This is a genomic window from Aquimarina discodermiae (assembly GCF_040786235.1).
Classification (GTDB): Bacteria; Bacteroidota; Bacteroidia; order Flavobacteriales; family Flavobacteriaceae; genus Aquimarina.
This window is the reverse complement of sequence record NZ_JBFMKP010000019.1, coordinates 48,392-65,210: the sequence shown is the minus strand read 5'-3', so window position 1 is coordinate 65,210 and position 16,819 is coordinate 48,392. Positions and strand designations below refer to the sequence as shown.

General features: G+C 34.3%; 13 protein-coding genes. 11 read left to right on the top strand and 2 right to left on the bottom strand.

All coding sequences use genetic code 11. From position 1 onward, the window contains the following. The first annotated feature begins 47 nt into the window (after positions 1 to 47). From ABW636_RS13585 to ABW636_RS13565, 5 genes are all read left to right on the top strand, one after another. The gene (locus ABW636_RS13585; protein ID WP_367590584.1) at positions 48 to 830 is read left to right on the top strand and encodes an enoyl-CoA hydratase/isomerase family protein; all 783 of its coding nucleotides are present in this window, start codon (positions 48 to 50) and stop codon (positions 828 to 830) included. A gap of 95 nt (positions 831 to 925) precedes the next feature. Beyond that, a complete protein-coding gene (locus ABW636_RS13580) occupies positions 926 to 1,678 on the top strand; it encodes an EI24 domain-containing protein (RefSeq protein WP_367590583.1) in 753 nt (250 codons plus the stop codon). 84 nt (positions 1,679 to 1,762) lie between these two features. After that, positions 1,763 to 2,665 carry an oxygen-dependent coproporphyrinogen oxidase gene (gene hemF / locus ABW636_RS13575; protein WP_367590581.1) on the top strand — a complete coding sequence of 301 codons (903 nt, stop codon included), beginning with the start codon at positions 1,763 to 1,765 and terminating at the stop codon, positions 2,663 to 2,665. A gap of 250 nt (positions 2,666 to 2,915) precedes the next feature. Beyond that, positions 2,916 to 3,518, top strand: a complete 603-nt coding sequence (locus ABW636_RS13570) for a hypothetical protein (protein ID WP_367590580.1) — start codon at positions 2,916 to 2,918, stop codon at positions 3,516 to 3,518. Positions 3,519 to 3,658: 140 nt separating this feature from the next. Then, complete coding sequence (locus ABW636_RS13565) at positions 3,659 to 4,069, top strand: hypothetical protein (protein WP_367590579.1); 411 nt, start codon at positions 3,659 to 3,661, stop codon at positions 4,067 to 4,069. A gap of 295 nt (positions 4,070 to 4,364) precedes the next feature. Here ABW636_RS13565 and ABW636_RS13560 read toward each other — a convergent pair whose 3' ends face one another. Together ABW636_RS13560 and ABW636_RS13555 are read right to left on the bottom strand one after the other, a co-directional pair. Next, positions 4,365 to 5,714 carry a sensor histidine kinase gene (locus ABW636_RS13560; protein ID WP_367590578.1) on the bottom strand — a complete coding sequence of 450 codons (1,350 nt, stop codon included), beginning with the start codon at positions 5,712 to 5,714 and terminating at the stop codon, positions 4,365 to 4,367. Further along, positions 5,714 to 7,078 carry a sigma-54-dependent transcriptional regulator gene (locus ABW636_RS13555; RefSeq protein WP_367590577.1) on the bottom strand — a complete coding sequence of 455 codons (1,365 nt, stop codon included), beginning with the start codon at positions 7,076 to 7,078 and terminating at the stop codon, positions 5,714 to 5,716. The genes ABW636_RS13560 and ABW636_RS13555 overlap by 1 nt, the downstream gene beginning before the upstream one ends. Before the next feature lie 377 nt (positions 7,079 to 7,455). On the opposite strand from ABW636_RS13555, the gene ABW636_RS13550 reads away from it, so the two are divergent. From ABW636_RS13550 to ABW636_RS13525, 6 genes are all read left to right on the top strand, one after another. Further along, positions 7,456 to 8,817 (top strand): TolC family protein, encoded by a 1,362-nt coding sequence (locus tag ABW636_RS13550; protein WP_367590576.1) that lies wholly within the window; start codon positions 7,456 to 7,458, stop codon positions 8,815 to 8,817. 1 nt (position 8,818) lies between these two features. Continuing rightward, the gene (locus ABW636_RS13545) at positions 8,819 to 10,069 is read left to right on the top strand and encodes an efflux RND transporter periplasmic adaptor subunit (protein WP_367590575.1); all 1,251 of its coding nucleotides are present in this window, start codon (positions 8,819 to 8,821) and stop codon (positions 10,067 to 10,069) included. A 260-nt stretch (positions 10,070 to 10,329) separates the two neighbouring features. Then, positions 10,330 to 11,025, top strand: a complete 696-nt coding sequence (locus ABW636_RS13540) for an ABC transporter ATP-binding protein (protein WP_367590573.1) — start codon at positions 10,330 to 10,332, stop codon at positions 11,023 to 11,025. A gap of 29 nt (positions 11,026 to 11,054) precedes the next feature. Next, positions 11,055 to 11,807 (top strand): head GIN domain-containing protein, encoded by a 753-nt coding sequence (locus tag ABW636_RS13535; RefSeq protein ID WP_367590572.1) that lies wholly within the window; start codon positions 11,055 to 11,057, stop codon positions 11,805 to 11,807. 148 nt (positions 11,808 to 11,955) lie between these two features. Then, positions 11,956 to 14,385: an ABC transporter permease gene (locus ABW636_RS13530; RefSeq protein ID WP_367590571.1), complete on the top strand. Its 2,430-nt coding sequence runs from the start codon at positions 11,956 to 11,958 to the stop codon at positions 14,383 to 14,385. A gap of 24 nt (positions 14,386 to 14,409) precedes the next feature. Further along, complete coding sequence (locus ABW636_RS13525) at positions 14,410 to 16,794, top strand: ABC transporter permease (protein WP_367590570.1); 2,385 nt, start codon at positions 14,410 to 14,412, stop codon at positions 16,792 to 16,794. Positions 16,795 to 16,819: the final 25 nt, after the last annotated feature.

Genomic DNA, 16,819 nt, shown 5'->3' with positions numbered 1-16,819 from the left:
TTGTGATAATACTGTAATTTCTCAGCGAAAAGAGGTAAAATATATAGATGATGTACACAAATATTCTAATGTCTCAAAATAATGGGATTACAAAAATTACGATCAATCGCCCTTCAAAACTTAATGCGCTAAATAAAGAAACGATTCAAGAACTACACGCTGCTTTTAGAGTTGCAGAATTAGATGCAGCAACCAAGGTTATTCTGGTAACTGGTAGCGGAGAAAAAGCCTTTGTTGCCGGAGCTGATATTAGCGAATTCGCTTCTTTTTCGGTTGTAGAGGGGCAGCAACTAGCAGCCAAAGGGCAGGAGTTACTTTTTGATTTTGTAGCCAATCTTTCGACACCGGTCATTGCAGTTGTTAATGGTTTTGCATTGGGAGGAGGATTAGAATTGGCAATGGCAGCACATTTTAGAGTGGCCAGTGATACTGCAAAAATGGGATTGCCCGAAGTGTCGTTGGGTGTTATCCCTGGATATGGAGGTACACAGCGTTTACCACAATTGGTAGGTAAGGGAAGGGCCATGGAGATGATCATGACCGCAGGTATGATTGATGCAAATCAAGCATTACAATATGGGTTGGTAAATTATGTAACCCCGTTACAAGAACTAATGTCTCTAGCAGAAAAGTTGGCCAAAAAAATTGCCAAAAACTCATCAGTGGCAATAGGAGCGGCTATCAAATCTGTGAATGCGGTATATGAAGACGGTGTCAATGGTTACCAGGTAGAAATTGAACAATTCGGAAACTGTTTTGGAACTCATGATTTTAAAGAAGGAACCACCGCCTTTCTTGAAAAAAGAAAAGCAAATTTCTCTGGTAAATAGTCGACTACCAAGATAAAAATGGATCGTTGTTTTTTGCGTGAAACAAAATTCGAAAAGTAGCTACTAATAGGTAGTAGATCAAAATAATCTTTACTATGCTAAAAAAAATCATTCAAGGTATTACAGCTTATTTTGGGGCGTTTAACCTAATATCAAAACTAGGTTTGTGGCAGTATTTTGGGATTCCCATTTTAATCAGTACGATAATTGGTATTTCGATTGCCTCATTGGCCTATTTCTTTTCTGATAACCTGGGAGTATTGATAGCTAGAATTTGGCCCTGGCAATGGGGATCAGAAACATTTACTACTATAAGTACTTATATAGGAGGTGTATGCATCATTGTGCTCGGCTTACTATTATACAAACATATTGTAATGGCACTATCGGCTCCATTTATGAGTCCGGTTTCCGAAAAAATAGAAGCCCATCTTCTGGGGGATACAAACCATTCTCATCGCGAAACCTCTTTTGCAGAACAACTGATACGTGGTATTCGTATAAATGTTAGAAATTTGCTCAAAGAATTACTTTTTATGATTCCTTTACTGGTGTTAAGTTTTATACCTTTTATAGGTATTGTAGCAACGGTTTTGATTTTCTTGATACAAGCGTATTATGCTGGTTTTGGAAATATGGATTATACCATGGAACGTCATTTTAAGTATAAAGAGAGCATTCTATTTGTAAAAAAGAATAGAGGGATTGCTATCGGAAACGGAATTATTTTTGTCGCAATGTTGTTTATTCCTATTATAGGTTTTATGATTACCTTACCTTTGTCGGTGGTAGCAGCTTCTACAGAAACTGTAAGAATCTTAAAAGAAAAAGGACTAATCGAAGCATAAATTGCAACAAGGCTTCTTAAAGAGATGTATTTAAAACAACAAAATTACAGTTGAGTCGCAGACCAACCGTGACAATAATAGAGAATGAAAGACAAGTTTTATCAATATATACTGCATTTACAAGACCGTATTACCTCGAGATTAGAAGCAATAGATGGAAAAGCAAAATTTCATGAAGACCTTTGGGAACGACCAGAAGGAGGGGGAGGCAGAACTCGGGTGATCGAGAACGGGAATGTGTTCGAAAAAGGAGGTGTAAATATTTCTGCAGTACACGGACCACTTCCCAAAGCAATGCAGAGTTATTTTAAGGTAGGAGATGTTGATTTTTTTGCCTGCGGCTTATCACTGGTATTACATCCCAAAAATCCGATGGTACCTACAGTGCATGCCAATTGGCGCTATTTCGAAATGTACGATGCTACAGGTATCATTATAGATAGCTGGTTTGGAGGTGGGCAGGATTTAACACCTTATTATTTGTTTGAAGAGGATGCAAAGCACTTTCATCAGGTTTGTAAAAATTCTTGTGATAAACACCATCCAGATTTTTATGCTACCTATAAAAAGAAATGTGATGAGTACTTTTATAATGCACATCGCCAGGAAGGAAGAGGTATAGGAGGATTATTTTTTGATTATTGCAAAGCAAATGATACAATGTCTATGCAACATTGGTATGATTTTGTTACAGAAGTAGGTAATAGCTTTTTAGATGCTTATACCCCAATTGTAGAGCGAAGAAAAGATATCTCTTATGATAAAAAACAAAGAGATTGGCAAGAAGTTCGACGAGGTCGTTATGTAGAATTTAATTTGGTTCATGACAAAGGAACCCTGTTTGGACTCAAAACCAACGGTAGGATAGAAAGTATTTTAATGAGCTTGCCTCCGCATGTACAATGGCGATATGATCATAACCCAGATGTAGGAAGTGAGGAAGAGAAAATAGTTAAAGTGCTCAAAAAACCTGTTGAATGGTTGTAGACTGCTTTTTTTTTAGTATATTGCTTGACAATCACTTAACTCACTACATATTGTAGAACTTTTCACAGAGTTTTACAAGTAATAAAAACCAAAACTTTTATTTCTGCATAGTTTTACTACGGTTAGATATAAAAATCATCACACACAATTGGTTTTTTAAGATATTAGAAAATTGTAATAGATTTTCTATGTTTTAATCGAAGTTTAGGGCTTATTCGCGAATAGTTTATTAATTAACCCAAATAAGCCTATGAGAAAAATTCTACTATTATCTATTGCAGTGCTAATTGTTAGTTGCAGTCAAGGGCCTAATGCTTCTAAACCTTTTATGTATTCTAAGAATACCATAAAGTTTCAGAATAATACGCTTACTCTTACCAGTAGTTATGTAAAAACAACACGTGATGAGTTTGTGAAAGAATTAGATTTGCTGGATGAAACATCAAAATTCAAAAAAATTGCATTAGATGAATTAAAAAAAGTTGAAAGTAAAAATGTAGATTACGAGATTTTTGTTGATCAAAACAATGTCGAAAATTACGTTTTTATCTATGTATGTGATTTCTATTTGCTCTCTGAGCATAGAGCAGCAAAAGTAGTATCAGCTATGAACAGACAACTGGAACGAGAATCTAATAAACAAGAAGTTAGATACAAAAGAATTCACGGTCGCTTTTTCTTTACTCCAGATTCTAAAGTTGTAAAACTTAAGTATCTCAAAGCGTATAAAAGCCAGAGAAAGTTTCAGACAGAATATATTGTAGCCTCTAAAAAAGGTGGAATAGGATTACTTATCAGTAATCTTAACGATATTGATTTTGAAAATTCTATAAAGAGATTAGCTTCAAATTAATGGGCTAAATTCTTTTTAGAAGTAAAGATTAAATACCGTATCTTGATTATCATTAATGATAATCAAGATACGGTATTTTTTTGGTTGCAATTTCCTTGACCATAGTATGGTATTTACCATACGGTAAACTAAAAAATAATATGAAGTATAGCAAGATCCTTATAATAGTTGTTTTGGTAGCTTCCTGTGCTCAAAAGGTAGAGCCTACGGTAGAGAACGTAAATAAGATATTTACTTCAAAGGATTTTACGTTCGAATTCGTTCCGTACAATGGGATTAAAAAGTCATTAAGTTTTAGAAGTGACTATTTGGTGTATAAAAGCGAACGCCCTACGTTTCGTCGAGATATAAGTTATGATGAGGTGCTACTTATAAATGACTATATTCAGAAAATAGTAGATCGACATACTACCACACTAGATCCAGAGACAGCATCGCATTATGTAATTAAAAATACAGCCTATAAAGTAGTAATTGTACCTGATCAGGAAGACTATTATTTTGATGCCTTATTAAAAACGCTACAGTTGGATACGATTGACTCTAAATAGTTGATTCATATTTAACCCAAAGGGTGTATAACAAATCCATTATACACCCTGCAAAACTATTTTGTAAAAACTTTGATATAAAAGTATAGATAATAAGGGCCTGATGAGGTAGAAATTAGTTGAATGTTAGATTTCTGTAGACGAACCTAAGGTATTCTTACGATGAATGGTAATAATAAGAAACCTAAAATTTAATCCGATTTATACAATAGTACTTGAAGATATAATAGATTCTCTATGGTTTAAATGGGTTTAAGTTCTAAACGACAATATAGATAATCCTAAAACAGGGTCTTTAGAATAACAACGAAAATGAGGTTTCTTCATAAGGAGTCGTGTGCACAGAGAGACTGCCACCATGAAGATGCATCATCTGTTTAGAAAGACTTAATCCAATACCGGTACCTTCGTTTTTGGTAGTATAAAAAGGAACAAAAATCTCATTGATCATATCGGCTGGAATTCCTGGTCCATTGTCAGAAACTGCGATGTATTTTTTATGATCCTTGGTAATGCCAGAAATAAATCTAATCGCGGGGTTTTCTGTTTCTTTTAATGCTTGTATAGCGTTTTTACACAGATTCATCAAGATTTGTGTAAGCTGTTTTTCGTCGGCATAAATTTCCAACCCATCTGTATGGTTATCGATACCAAAAGCAATATGATTAAACCCTATTTCTTGCTGCATTAAAATAGCCACTTTGTCTAGTAAATCGGCTACCTTGATTATTTTTTTATCGGGAGCAGGCACACTTAACAAGCTTCGATAGGATTGTACAAAACTCATCAAATCGTTTCCTTGGTTTTTAATCACCTCTAATCCTTTTGCAGTATTCTGAATTTTATGCTCATCGATCTGATCGGTTGTGATGATTTTGTTTTCATTTTTATAATAGCGTAAAATGGACTCTGAAATCGAAGTAATAGGAGTCAAAGAATTCATGATTTCGTGGGTCAATACCCGAATGAGTTTTATCCAGGAATCGGTTTCTTTTTCATCTAATTCTTTATGAATATCGTGTATGGTTATTAATCTAAGTATGTCTCCGTTTAAGGTAGTTTCTGTAGATTTAATCGATAACTGTATGGTTTCTCGTTCGTTGGTGAGTTTAAAAAGCTTCTGCTCAAAAGGTTTGATAGTATTAAACAATTCGTACAATTTTTTATCAATATGATTTAATTGCTTAATATGATTTAATGGTGAATGGTTTAACAGTTTTTCTACCTTGGGGTTTGAATATAAAATGTGTCCTTTAGGATTAAAGGTAAGAATACCAATTTCTGCCTGCTTTAGAATTTCTTGATAGTATTGCTCTTGTGTCTGATTTTCGAGATGAACTTTTTGAATGACCGCATTTAATGCATTTAAACTTTTATGAAGTTCGTTAAACGACTTAGGACCTCCAAATTCTGGAAACCTAAGTGTAAAATCTTCATTTTTAACCGCATTAAAAAAATAGGAGATTTTTCTATTGGTATGGTTAAGGTATTTGATAAGCATTAACGTTTGTATAACAACCCCCAAGAGTAAGACACAAAATAATACATACTGTTCTTTAAAAAGGAAATAACCAGATAGTACTGCAGTGAGTGTAAGAAATATTACCTTAAGGATGAGCTGTAGATAGAATTTTCTGCTTGCCATTAGTGATCTAGTTTTTTGATTTTGTTATACAATGTTTGTCTAGAAATACCCAATTGGTTGGCAGCGGCACTATAATTACCGTTATTAGAATCCAAAGCTTTGTTGATCATAAGGCGTTCCATTTCATCCAGGGTCTCTGGACCCTTATCCATAGAGATTGCTGTGGTAGTACTTAATAAAAAGTCGGTAGGTTTAAGTACATTTCCTTCGCACAAAATAACGGCTCGCTCTATGGTATGTTGCAATTCACGTACATTACCTGGCCAGCGATACTCAAGTAGTTTTTGTTCTGCGGCAGCATTAATCCTAAGAGCAGGTTTTCCATATTTTGAAGCGAATTTTTTTAGATAAAAATCAGCCAATACCAAGATGTCGTTGTCCCTTTCTCGCAATGGCGGTACCTCTATATGGATGGTATTAATTCTGTATAGTAAATCCTCGCGAAAAATACCCTCTTCGACCATCTGTGGTAGGTTGCAATTTGTAGCACATACCAGACGAATGTTTACTGGTACAGATTTGTTAGAACCCACCCTAACAATGGTTCGGTTTTGTATGGCAGATAATAACTTGGCTTGTGTTTGCAATGATAAATTTCCTATTTCATCAAGAAATAATGTTCCCTTGTTGGCAGCTTCAAATTTTCCTGCACGATCTTCTTTGGCATCGGTAAAGGCGCCTTTGGTATGTCCAAAAAGTTCGCTTTCGAATAAGGTTTCAGAAATAGACCCCATATCTACTCCTATAAACACTTCGTTCATACGAGAAGACATTCTGTGCAGTTCTCTGGCAATAAGCTCTTTTCCTGTTCCGTTTTCGCCTGTGATTAAAACGTTTACATCGGTTTTGGCAACTTTTCGAATCAGGTTTAAAACCGAAGTAAGTGCCTTAGAATTGCCAATAATATAATTGGTATTTTGGTTGATCACTTGCTTAAGGTGACTTTCTTTTTGTTTAAGCTCTTGTACTTCTTTCCTGGATTTACGTAACGAATACGCCGATTTTATGGTGGCCATTAACTTTTCATTATTCCAGGGCTTTAATATAAAATCTGTGGCACCTTCTTTCAATGCCTTTACGGCTAGATCCACAGCACCATAAGCCGTCATCATAATCACAGACGTATGGGCTGCCTTTTTCTTTATTTCTCTAAGCCAAAACAATCCTTCATTTCCCGTGTTTACACCCGCAGAAAAATTCATATCCAAAATCACAATATCAAAATCACTTAGATTAGGGAAAGATGAAATTTGGTTGGGATTTGATAAGGTTTGTATATGCTTAAACTCAAATTGCAATAAAATTTCTAAAGCACTTAGCACACTTTTATTATCGTCAATAATTAAAATTTTTCCATTCTGCATAACAACTATTTACTTGACACTAGTAATATCATTTCTGACTTGAATTTACCCAATAAAACGGCATCTTTTTCTCTTATCCTTCAAAATAAAAATTAACCATAACTAAGGCTATGCTGAACTTTTCTTTTTTGCCTAAGGCCAAAATATTTTGTTTTCTTATGAACAAATTCAAGTCGGAACTGATATAAAACTACAAATTGTAAAGAGTACTACCATACAAGTGTAAAATTATTTGACACTATTTGTATAATAATTTTACATATTAAAAAATGAAACAATAATACTCTATATGTAAATAACTAAAAATCAGTTATTTGTGTTTTTGGCACAAGATTAGAAAAGAATCTGGCATCATAAAGATATTTAAGCATTTGTAAATGATACACTATAAAAAAAACATATTATTCTTTTTCTTGATACTGGTGGTGAATATGACCTATTCTCAAAAGTCCTGGTCATTAGATGATTGTATTGCCTATGCCATAGCACATAATTTACAACTTAATGATTTTAAGTATAATCAGGAATCAAATAAAGAAACCTATAGACAATCTATTAGAAATATGTTGCCAACTCTTAACGCATTTTCTGATTACAATATTAGATATGGACGATCGGTCGATCCTAATAATAATAGCATTGTAAATACCGATTTCTTTTCTAATAATTATAGATTGAATGCAGAAATTGATTTGTTTAGAGGATTTCAAAAAGTAAATGGGATCAAGGCTTCTAAGTTTTTGTATCAGGCCACCAATGAAGAAATAACGCATCAAAAATATCTATTGGCATTTCGAGTAATGGCTGCTTTTTATGATATCAGGTTTATGGAAGGGCTTTTAAGCAACTCAAAAGAGCAGGTACAAGTTTCTCAAAACAATTATAACCTGGTAAAAAGGCAAGTAGAGTTGGGACAAAAAGCAAAAGCAGATTTGTACGAGGCAGAATCGGCTTTGTTGGCAGATCAATTATTAGTGACGCAAAGCGAAAATAATGTTACCAGTGCAAAACTTAAACTGATGCAAGAAATGAATTTAAATGAAACAGATGCGATTATAATAGTTCCTGGATTGGTAAGTGTAGCAGAGGATGAAGAAAATTATTTGCAAGACCAGAAGGCTATTTTTAATGCAGCCAAGGATTTTGTACCGATGATAAAAGCAGAAGAACTAAAGGTAGCAGCGTCGAAAAAACAACTGGCAATTGCAAGAGGAGGTTTATTTCCATCATTGTCTTTATATGCAGGATATCAAACCGGGTATTTTGAAACCAATGTGAGTGGTGATACGGGAGAAGTGATTTCTTTTAAAAATCAAATCACAGATAATGCATCACGATATGTAGGGGTTTCTCTTAATATCCCGATTAGTAATGGTTGGTCGAACAGATCTCGTATCAAACAACAAAAAGTAGCGATGATGAGAGCCGATAATGCACTTGCTGTACAAAAACAGCAGATGTATCAGCTAATACAACAATTAGTACAGGAATCAAATGCTTTAAAAAGTGAATACCAACAAAGTTCGCAAAGAATGGAAGCACAGGTGTTAACCTTTGATATTGCACAAAAAAAATATGAAAAAGGGTTGATTAGTACCATAGAGCTTAACCAGTCAAAAAACCTCTTGGCAAATGCCAGAAACGAAAACTTACAGGTACAATTACGATTAATGGTAAACAAAAGCACACTTGATTTTTATAAAGGTTTACCAGTTTTTAATATAAATAGCGCACAATAAAATGGACATAAAAATTGAAAAGAAAAAGGGATTAAGGCCTAAACATTATGGATATATTGCTATAGGTATATTACTATTTTTCACAGGTTGGAAAATGATGTTTGGTAATTCGGCTGCCACTTTTAGAACCGAAAAAGACAAAGTATCGATTGCGACGGTGTCCTATGGTAAGTTTGATGATTATATTACCATTAATGGTGCAGTTGCGCCTATAAGTACTATTTATATGGATGCCTATGAAGGAGGACGAGTGACAGAAAAACTGATCGAAGAAGGTACCATGGTAAAAAAGGGAGATATTATATTAAAATTAGAGAATAGATCGCTGTATGAACAAATTTTGGCTAGTGAGAATAACTTAGCATTAAAGCAAAATGATTTGCGGTCGACCAAACTTACATTCGATTCGAGACAAGTAGAAGGAAGAAAAGATTTGGTAAGTTCTAAATACGAGTTACAAAAACTAAAACGTAATTACGAACAAAATAAAGCATTATATGACGATGAGTTAATATCTAAAGAAGAGTATCTTACTTCTAAAGAAAACTATGAACTTTCAAAAAAACAATACGACATTATCAAATTACAAACAGAGCAGGATGATATGTTACGTAACACTTCGCTAAATGAGTTAGACGCAGATCTTGCTCGTATGAAAAAAACATTATCGATGGTGTATGAACGTATCGACCATTTAAATGTAAGAGCACCAGCCGATGGGCAGTTAGGATTTTTGGATGCAGAAATAGGACAAAGTATACAACAAGGTCAGCGAATTGGGCAAATCAACGTATTAACAGATTATAAAATAGAAGCTGAAATCGATGAGCATTACATTGATCGTGTAAAAAGAGATCTAACCGCTATACTAGAGCGTAATGGTAAAGAATATGAGTTGCGTCTTCGCAAAGTATACCCAGAAGTACGTAATGGTAGGTTTAAAGTAGATTTGGTTTTTACAGATCAAAAACCAGAAACTATTCGTGCAGGACAGAGTTATAATATAAAGCTACAATTAGGTGCCTCTAACGATGCTGTTTTATTACCCAGAGGAAGCTTTTTTCAGAGTACAGGTGGGCAATGGATTTTTGTAGTAGACGCAGCAGGTGAAGTGGCATGGAAAAGACCGATTCGAATTGGGAAACAAAACTCTAGATATTATGAATTGATAGAAGGATTAGAAGCTGGTGAAAAAGTAATTACTTCTAGTTATGATAGTTTTGGAGATGCAGAAAAAATTATATTGAAGTAGCATGAATGAGTTCGATTTTAAGCTTAATTAATTCCTTCTCCCTCTGGGAGAAGGTTAGGATGAGGGTTTTCTTTAGTAATTACCCTCACCTTAATCCTCTCCCAGAGGGAGAGGAAATACAACAGGTTTATTTGGTACTATATTGAACTCAGTATAAAAAAAACAAACGTACTATTTGTATGCTTAAAAAGCTGCAAAATAAAATTTATAAAGATAGTTTTAAGGAAGAGAGAATAGTATAGAAAATAAACAATCAAAAAATGATACAGATCAAGAACTTAAAAAAGAGTTTTAGAACCGAAGAGGTAGAAACACTAGCATTAAATAATGTTAATTTAAAAGTTGAAGAAGGAGAGTTTGTGGCCATAATGGGACCATCGGGATGTGGTAAATCAACTTTGTTAAACATCATTGGGATGTTAGATAATCCTAATGAAGGATCTTACCATTTTGCTAATCAAGAAGTTGGTGGGTTAAAAGAAAACCAACGAACCAAAGTGCGAAAAGGAAACCTGGGATTCGTATTTCAAAGCTTTAACCTTATTGATGAGTTAACAGTTTTTGAAAATGTAGAGTTACCACTTATCTATCTTAATATGAAAAAAAGTGAGCGCGAGTATAAAGTAAAACAAGTACTCGAGCGTATGAAAATTGCACATAGAGAAAAGCATTTTCCGCAGCAATTATCAGGAGGACAACAACAACGAGTGGCTATTGCAAGGGCAGTGGTTACTAATCCGAAACTTATTTTGGCCGATGAGCCTACAGGAAACCTAGATTCTAAGAACGGAATAGAAGTAATGAACCTGCTTACAGAACTTAATCAGGAAGGAACGACCATCATTATGGTAACCCACTCAGACAGAGATTCACATTATGCGCATAGAGTGATAAATCTGTTTGATGGCCAAATTGTAACCGAAAGTCAAAATAAACCTTTTGGTGTAAATGCGTAAACACTAAAATCACTTAAAAAATTAACATCATGTTCAAATATGTATACCATCTGGCACTAGCAATTTTATTATTCTTTATGAATTTTGTCTATGGACAATCAAATACCACTGCGTTATCACATTTTGATAAAGTAATTGTAAGCCCTCATATCGAAGTAACTTTTAAAGAAGGAAATAAGGAAGCGATTTCTATAGATAGTGCTCGTTTACCTGAAGAAAAAATTAACATCGAAGTGTCAGGGAAAACACTCCATATATACCTTGATGGTGCTAAAATGGTTACCAAAACTAAAAAAGGATATCATGAAAATGGTTGGAAACAAAAGAAACCAATTTATAAAGGAACCATGATGACAGCAACGGTTACATATACACAACTTAAGGAGCTTTCTATAAGAGGTGAAGAAATTATCACATGTGAAAGCCCAATACAACAAGAGGATTTTAAATTAAAAGTGTATGGAGAACCAAAGGTTACCATGAATTCCATTACCGTAAATTCTTTGTTTGTAACAATGTATGGTGAAGGGAATTTAGAAATCCTAAAAGGAAAAGTAGAGCGTCAAAAATATACAGTGTATGGTGAAGGAGAGATCAATACAATGGGTATGACTAATCAAAATACCAAGATCACTGCCTATGGCGAAGCGAATTTTAGAGTACATGTATCAGAGAAGCTTAAAGTAAGCGCATTTGGAGAAGCCACTGTAGTATATAATGGAAACCCTTCTGTACAGAAAGGAATCATTATAGGAGAAGCCACCATTCAAAAAATAGATTAATACCAATCCCATCTTGAATTTGCTCATAAGAAAACAAGACATTTTTGTCTAAGATGAAAAGATACAGTTTTATTGGGTGAATTCAATTTGGAAATGGTACGAGGTTCATTCAATCAATCAATTTTTCTAAATCAAGAAAAGAACAGTTATGTTTAAAAATTATATAAAAATAGCATTAAGAAGTTTACTCAAGAATAAACTTCAGACTGGGATTAATCTACTTGGTCTAACAGCAGGTACGGTTTGCTGTTTAAGTATTCTTGTATACGTATTAGCACAATTTGGATATGATGTTCATCATAACGATGCAGAGTCGCTTTATAGAATAAGAACTGTTATCAAAAGCAATATTGATACAGGGGCCAGTCTTAATGCAGCTACCAGTTCACCACCTATTGCTTTTGCTCTAAAAGAAGATTTTCCAGAAGTAATAGAAGCATGTAGAGTAGTATATTTTGGAGAGGGTAATGAAGGAGTGTTAGGCGTACAAGGAAAAAACGATCGTTATTACGAATCTCGAGGGTATGTTGCAGATGCTACTTTTTTCGAGTTATTTAATTACTCATTTAAGGAAGGAAATGGTATCGGTGCTTTAAAGCAACCCAATACCATCGTACTCTCTTCTAAATTAGCCCATAAATTATTCGGAGCAGAAAGTGCACTCAACAAAAACCTGGTTTTGGGAGGTGGCGAGGACCAGATGATCTTAAAAGTTACAGGGGTTTTTGATGAAAATTCTGTAAAATCACATTTGAATCCTAATTATGTACTGACTATGAATTCGCCTGGTTTGGGAGAGTTTGTAAGAAACGAACAGAACTTTGCTACCCAGAATTTTGTACATAGTTATGTCAAGCTGTTATCTGGATCTAATAGTAAAGAATTGGAAGGAAAGTTATCTTCATTTATACAAACCAGAGGGGCAAAAAACTTGGATGAAGCGGGGTTTTCTAAAGAATTGTTTCTACAAAAAGTTAAAGATATCCACTTGTATTCTAAAGGGATAGGTAATCAAATTGACACCGTTTCCAATATTCAATACCTATATTTATTATTAATCCTGGCATTATTTATCCAGTTAACGGCATGCGTTAATTTTATCAATTTAAGCACCGCTAGAGCTAATAAACGAGCCAAAGAAATAGGAGTGCGTAAAACAGTAGGTGCAAATAAAGGAGTATTGATTCGCCAGTTTTTAGGAGAATCTGTATTACTATCATTTTTGGCATTATTGATTAGTTTTCCTATAACAGTTTTGGTACTGCCTTTTGTGAATTTACTTACTAATGGAAATGTTCATTATTTAGAATTGTTTGATACCAAGATTGTCTTACCGATGCTTGCATTAAGTGTTGTGAGTGGTTTATTTGCAGGGGTCTATCCTGCATTAATTTTATCTTCTGTAAAACCTGTAAAAGTACTTAAAGGTGCTATGAATGTTTCCTCTGGTAGTGGAAATTTTCGTAGAGCGTTAGTGATTTTTCAATTTGTAGTTACCATTGGTTTAATTACAACAGTAATGATTGTGAATCAACAAATAGCATATTCGCAAAACAAAAACCTTGGGTATACCAAAGAAAATGTGATCGCTATCCATATGGGAACCAATGATGCTAGAAGGAATTTTGAAGCATTGCGACCTCAAATCGAATCCATAACCGGAATTAAAGAAGTTTCAGGTAGTAATCATTACCCGTCAGAGCATGTATTAGGAGACATAGCGATGTATTTACCAGGAGGAGATCCTTCAAAACTTACCTTGGTACAGTATAATGGGGTTAGTGACAATTATTTTAATACGGTAGAAACCAAATTACTTAAGGGACGAGATTTACGAGCAAATGATAGTACGCAGATCGTAGTAAATAAGGCTACTCTAGATGCTTTCAATATTGATTTGGATAATGCGTTAGCTTCCAGGTTATTGCAAACCTATGAAGGAGAAACTACAGAGTATGAAATTGTAGGAGTAGTAGCTGATTATCACTTTAAGTCTTTAAAAGAGGCGATTACGCCCATGATGCTTTTTCATGAAAATACACCAGATTGGGTGATTGTTAAAACAGATACCAAGGATTTTAAAACCTTGCTAACCAGTTTGGAAAAAACCTGGAAATCTGTCAATCCCACAGTTCCTTTTAAATACACTTTTGTAGACAACGAGGTAAGAAAATTGTTTGAAGAAGAAAAACGATTAAGCCAAATATCGATGGTTTTTACGGGGTTAGCAATTTTAATAAGTTGTTTGGGACTATTTGGATTAATCTCGTTTATGGCCGAGCAAAAGAAAAAAGAGATAGGAATTAGAAAAGTATTAGGAGCTAGTGTAACTACTGTTGTTAATATGCTGGCAAAGGATTTTGTAAAGTTAATCGGCATTGCATTGATCATTGCATCTCCTATAACATATTATTATTTAGAAAATTGGTTGGAGGGATTTGCCTATAGGGTTTCAATTAATTGGTGGGTGTTTCTTGTAGCTGGTGGAATCACAATAATCATTACCCTGTTAACAGTAGGTGTGCAAGCGCTTAAAGCAGCAACGGCCAATCCAGTAAAAAGCTTACGAACAGAATAGATCATCATCAAAAAATGAATAGTTATGTTTAAAAATCATTTAAAAATAGCCTGGAGAAACCTTTGTAAGCGAAAAGTGTTTGCGTCGATCAATGTTTTAGGGCTAGCACTTGGTTTTGGATGTGCGATATTAATATTCTTGTTTATAGATCATCATTCGCAGTTTGATACATTTCATACTAATTCTGATCGAATCTATCGAGTAGTAACCGAGGAACATCGCGACGAAATTGGCTATGATCCTAGTATACCGCCAGGTTTTCCAAAGAGCTTTAGAAATGATTATGATTTTGCAGAAAAAGTTGCTAGAATTTATAGCAGAGATAACTGGCAAGTTAACGGTACCGAAGAAAATCTAACAAAAAGATTTAGAGAATACATTGCTTTTGTAGAACCAGCATTTTTCGAAATACTAAATTTTCCATTAATAGAAAAACTTGACAATAGAAACCTCGAAGAACCTAACACGGCATATATAACCAAAAGTTTTGCTGTAAAAATGTTTGGTGATACGAGTGCTTTGGGCGAAATGTTTGTTTTGGATAATACAGAAACTATAGAGATAATAGGTGTATTAAAAGACTTGCCAACAACTACAGTAGTTCAGGGAGATGTATTCCCTTCTTTCGAGACGTTAAAAAGTTTTAGTGACTTTGTCTATAATGAATCCTGGGGAGGTATCGATAGTAGCTTAATGTGTTTTACTTTGCTTAATCCTAATCAGAATGTTTCAGAGATCGAACGTACATTAATAGAATTGGTAAACAAACATCGCCCAAGAAGTAAAAATGTACATCGTTATAAATTACAACCATTAGCCGATATCCATCTAAACGAAAAATATGGAGGAATCGATGCAAGTTTACTTTGGATTTTTGGCTTGATAGGTTTCTTTTTAATTGCGATAGCCTGTATTAATTTTATTAATATTTCTACAGCGCAAGCATTTACCCGTTCTAAAGAAATCGGAATTCGAAAAGTACTAGGTAGTTTTAAACAGCATCTTTTTTGGCAGTTTATTTCAGAAACAAGCATCATCAGTTTTTTTGCAATGATATTAGGTGTAACCATTGCAATTGTAGCATTACCATCATTTAATGAGGTGTTTGATTTACAGCTTTCTATAACCTCTGCTCTAAATGTAAAACTAGTAACTTTTATAGTGATACTCTTAATTGGTATTTCATTTTTTGCGGGTAGCTATCCAGGGATTTTGTTAGCGAGAATAGCACCAATACTGGCTTTAAAAGGAAAGTTAACTCAAAAAGATACTGGAGGCAAATTTACCAGAAAGGTTTTGGTAATCTCCCAATTTGCGATTTCAATAGTGCTTATTATAGCAACGGTTGTAGTGAGTAAACAAATTGATTTTGCCGTGAATTCTGATTTGGGATTTGATACAGAATCTATTGTAATGGTCGAGATTCCAGAAGAAATTGATATGATAAACCTAGAAGGATTAAAGGAACGTATTAATAATCTATCGGGCGTACAAAAAATTACAGCGTGTATTTCTAGCCCTGGCGCATCGAGTAATAATTGGAGTACCAGTATGAGATATGATACCAGACCAGAGGACGAAGAGTTTTCTATCTCTGCAAAGTTAGGAGATAAAGATTATATAGAAACCTTTGATTTAAATCTGGTAGCTGGGCGCAATTTTAAACAGACAGACTCTATATCAGAGATAGTGGTTAATGAAAAGTTGGCTCAAAAATTAGGATTGACTAATTCTGAAGAGTTATTAGGAAAACAGCTGATTGCAAATGGGGCTCGTATAAAAGCAACAATTGTGGGTGTAGTTGCTAATTTTCATGATAAGAATTTTCATCAGGATATGACACCAATATTCATCGCTCCTTATACTGAAGCCTATTATCAATTAGCGATTAAGATTCAATCCAAAAATGCGCACATCACGCTAGAAGGAATTGAAGGTTTATGGAAAGAAGTGTTTCCAAAATATATTTATGAATTTGATTTTCTCGATTTTTTTGTAGCACAGCAGTATGAAGAAGAGCAACGTTTTTTAAAAATGGCAAAGCTGTTTTCGGCCTTGGCCATTTTTATAAGTTGTTTGGGATTATATGGATTACTTTCCTTTTTTCTGGCTCAGAAAACCAGAGAGATTGGAATACGCAAAGTGTTGGGAGGAAATGTTAGCGATATATTACTACTGGTAACTAGGGATTTCTTCAAGCTTATTATGGTAGCGGCGGTGATAGGGTCTCCTTTGGCGTGGTATTTTATGAATAATTGGTTAGAAAATTATAAATACAGGATTGCGATCGATTGGTGGATTTTTGCAATGGCTATTGGTGGGCTTATTGTGATCACTTTGGTGACCATAAGTTATCAGGCAATCAGAGCCTCATTAGCAAATCCTATTAAAAGTTTAAGAACCGAATAGTAAAAAAACGCAATAGTAAAAAAGG

Bases quoted from the DNA above. Each gene is read 5' to 3' on its own strand.
- ABW636_RS13585 (WP_367590584.1), top strand. From the start codon at position 48: ATGATGTACACAAATATTCTAATGTCTCAAAATAATGGGATTACAAAA.
- ABW636_RS13580 (WP_367590583.1), top strand. From the start codon at position 926: ATGCTAAAAAAAATCATTCAAGGTATTACAGCTTATTTTGGGGCGTTT.
- hemF (WP_367590581.1), top strand. From the start codon at position 1,763: ATGAAAGACAAGTTTTATCAATATATACTGCATTTACAAGACCGTATT.
- ABW636_RS13570 (WP_367590580.1), top strand. From the start codon at position 2,916: ATGAGAAAAATTCTACTATTATCTATTGCAGTGCTAATTGTTAGTTGC.
- ABW636_RS13565 (WP_367590579.1), top strand. From the start codon at position 3,659: ATGAAGTATAGCAAGATCCTTATAATAGTTGTTTTGGTAGCTTCCTGT.
- ABW636_RS13560 (WP_367590578.1), bottom strand. From the start codon at position 5,714: ATGGCAAGCAGAAAATTCTATCTACAGCTCATCCTTAAGGTAATATTT.
- ABW636_RS13555 (WP_367590577.1), bottom strand. From the start codon at position 7,078: ATGCAGAATGGAAAAATTTTAATTATTGACGATAATAAAAGTGTGCTA.
- ABW636_RS13550 (WP_367590576.1), top strand. From the start codon at position 7,456: ATGATACACTATAAAAAAAACATATTATTCTTTTTCTTGATACTGGTG.
- ABW636_RS13545 (WP_367590575.1), top strand. From the start codon at position 8,819: ATGGACATAAAAATTGAAAAGAAAAAGGGATTAAGGCCTAAACATTAT.
- ABW636_RS13540 (WP_367590573.1), top strand. From the start codon at position 10,330: ATGATACAGATCAAGAACTTAAAAAAGAGTTTTAGAACCGAAGAGGTA.
- ABW636_RS13535 (WP_367590572.1), top strand. From the start codon at position 11,055: ATGTTCAAATATGTATACCATCTGGCACTAGCAATTTTATTATTCTTT.
- ABW636_RS13530 (WP_367590571.1), top strand. From the start codon at position 11,956: ATGTTTAAAAATTATATAAAAATAGCATTAAGAAGTTTACTCAAGAAT.
- ABW636_RS13525 (WP_367590570.1), top strand. From the start codon at position 14,410: ATGTTTAAAAATCATTTAAAAATAGCCTGGAGAAACCTTTGTAAGCGA.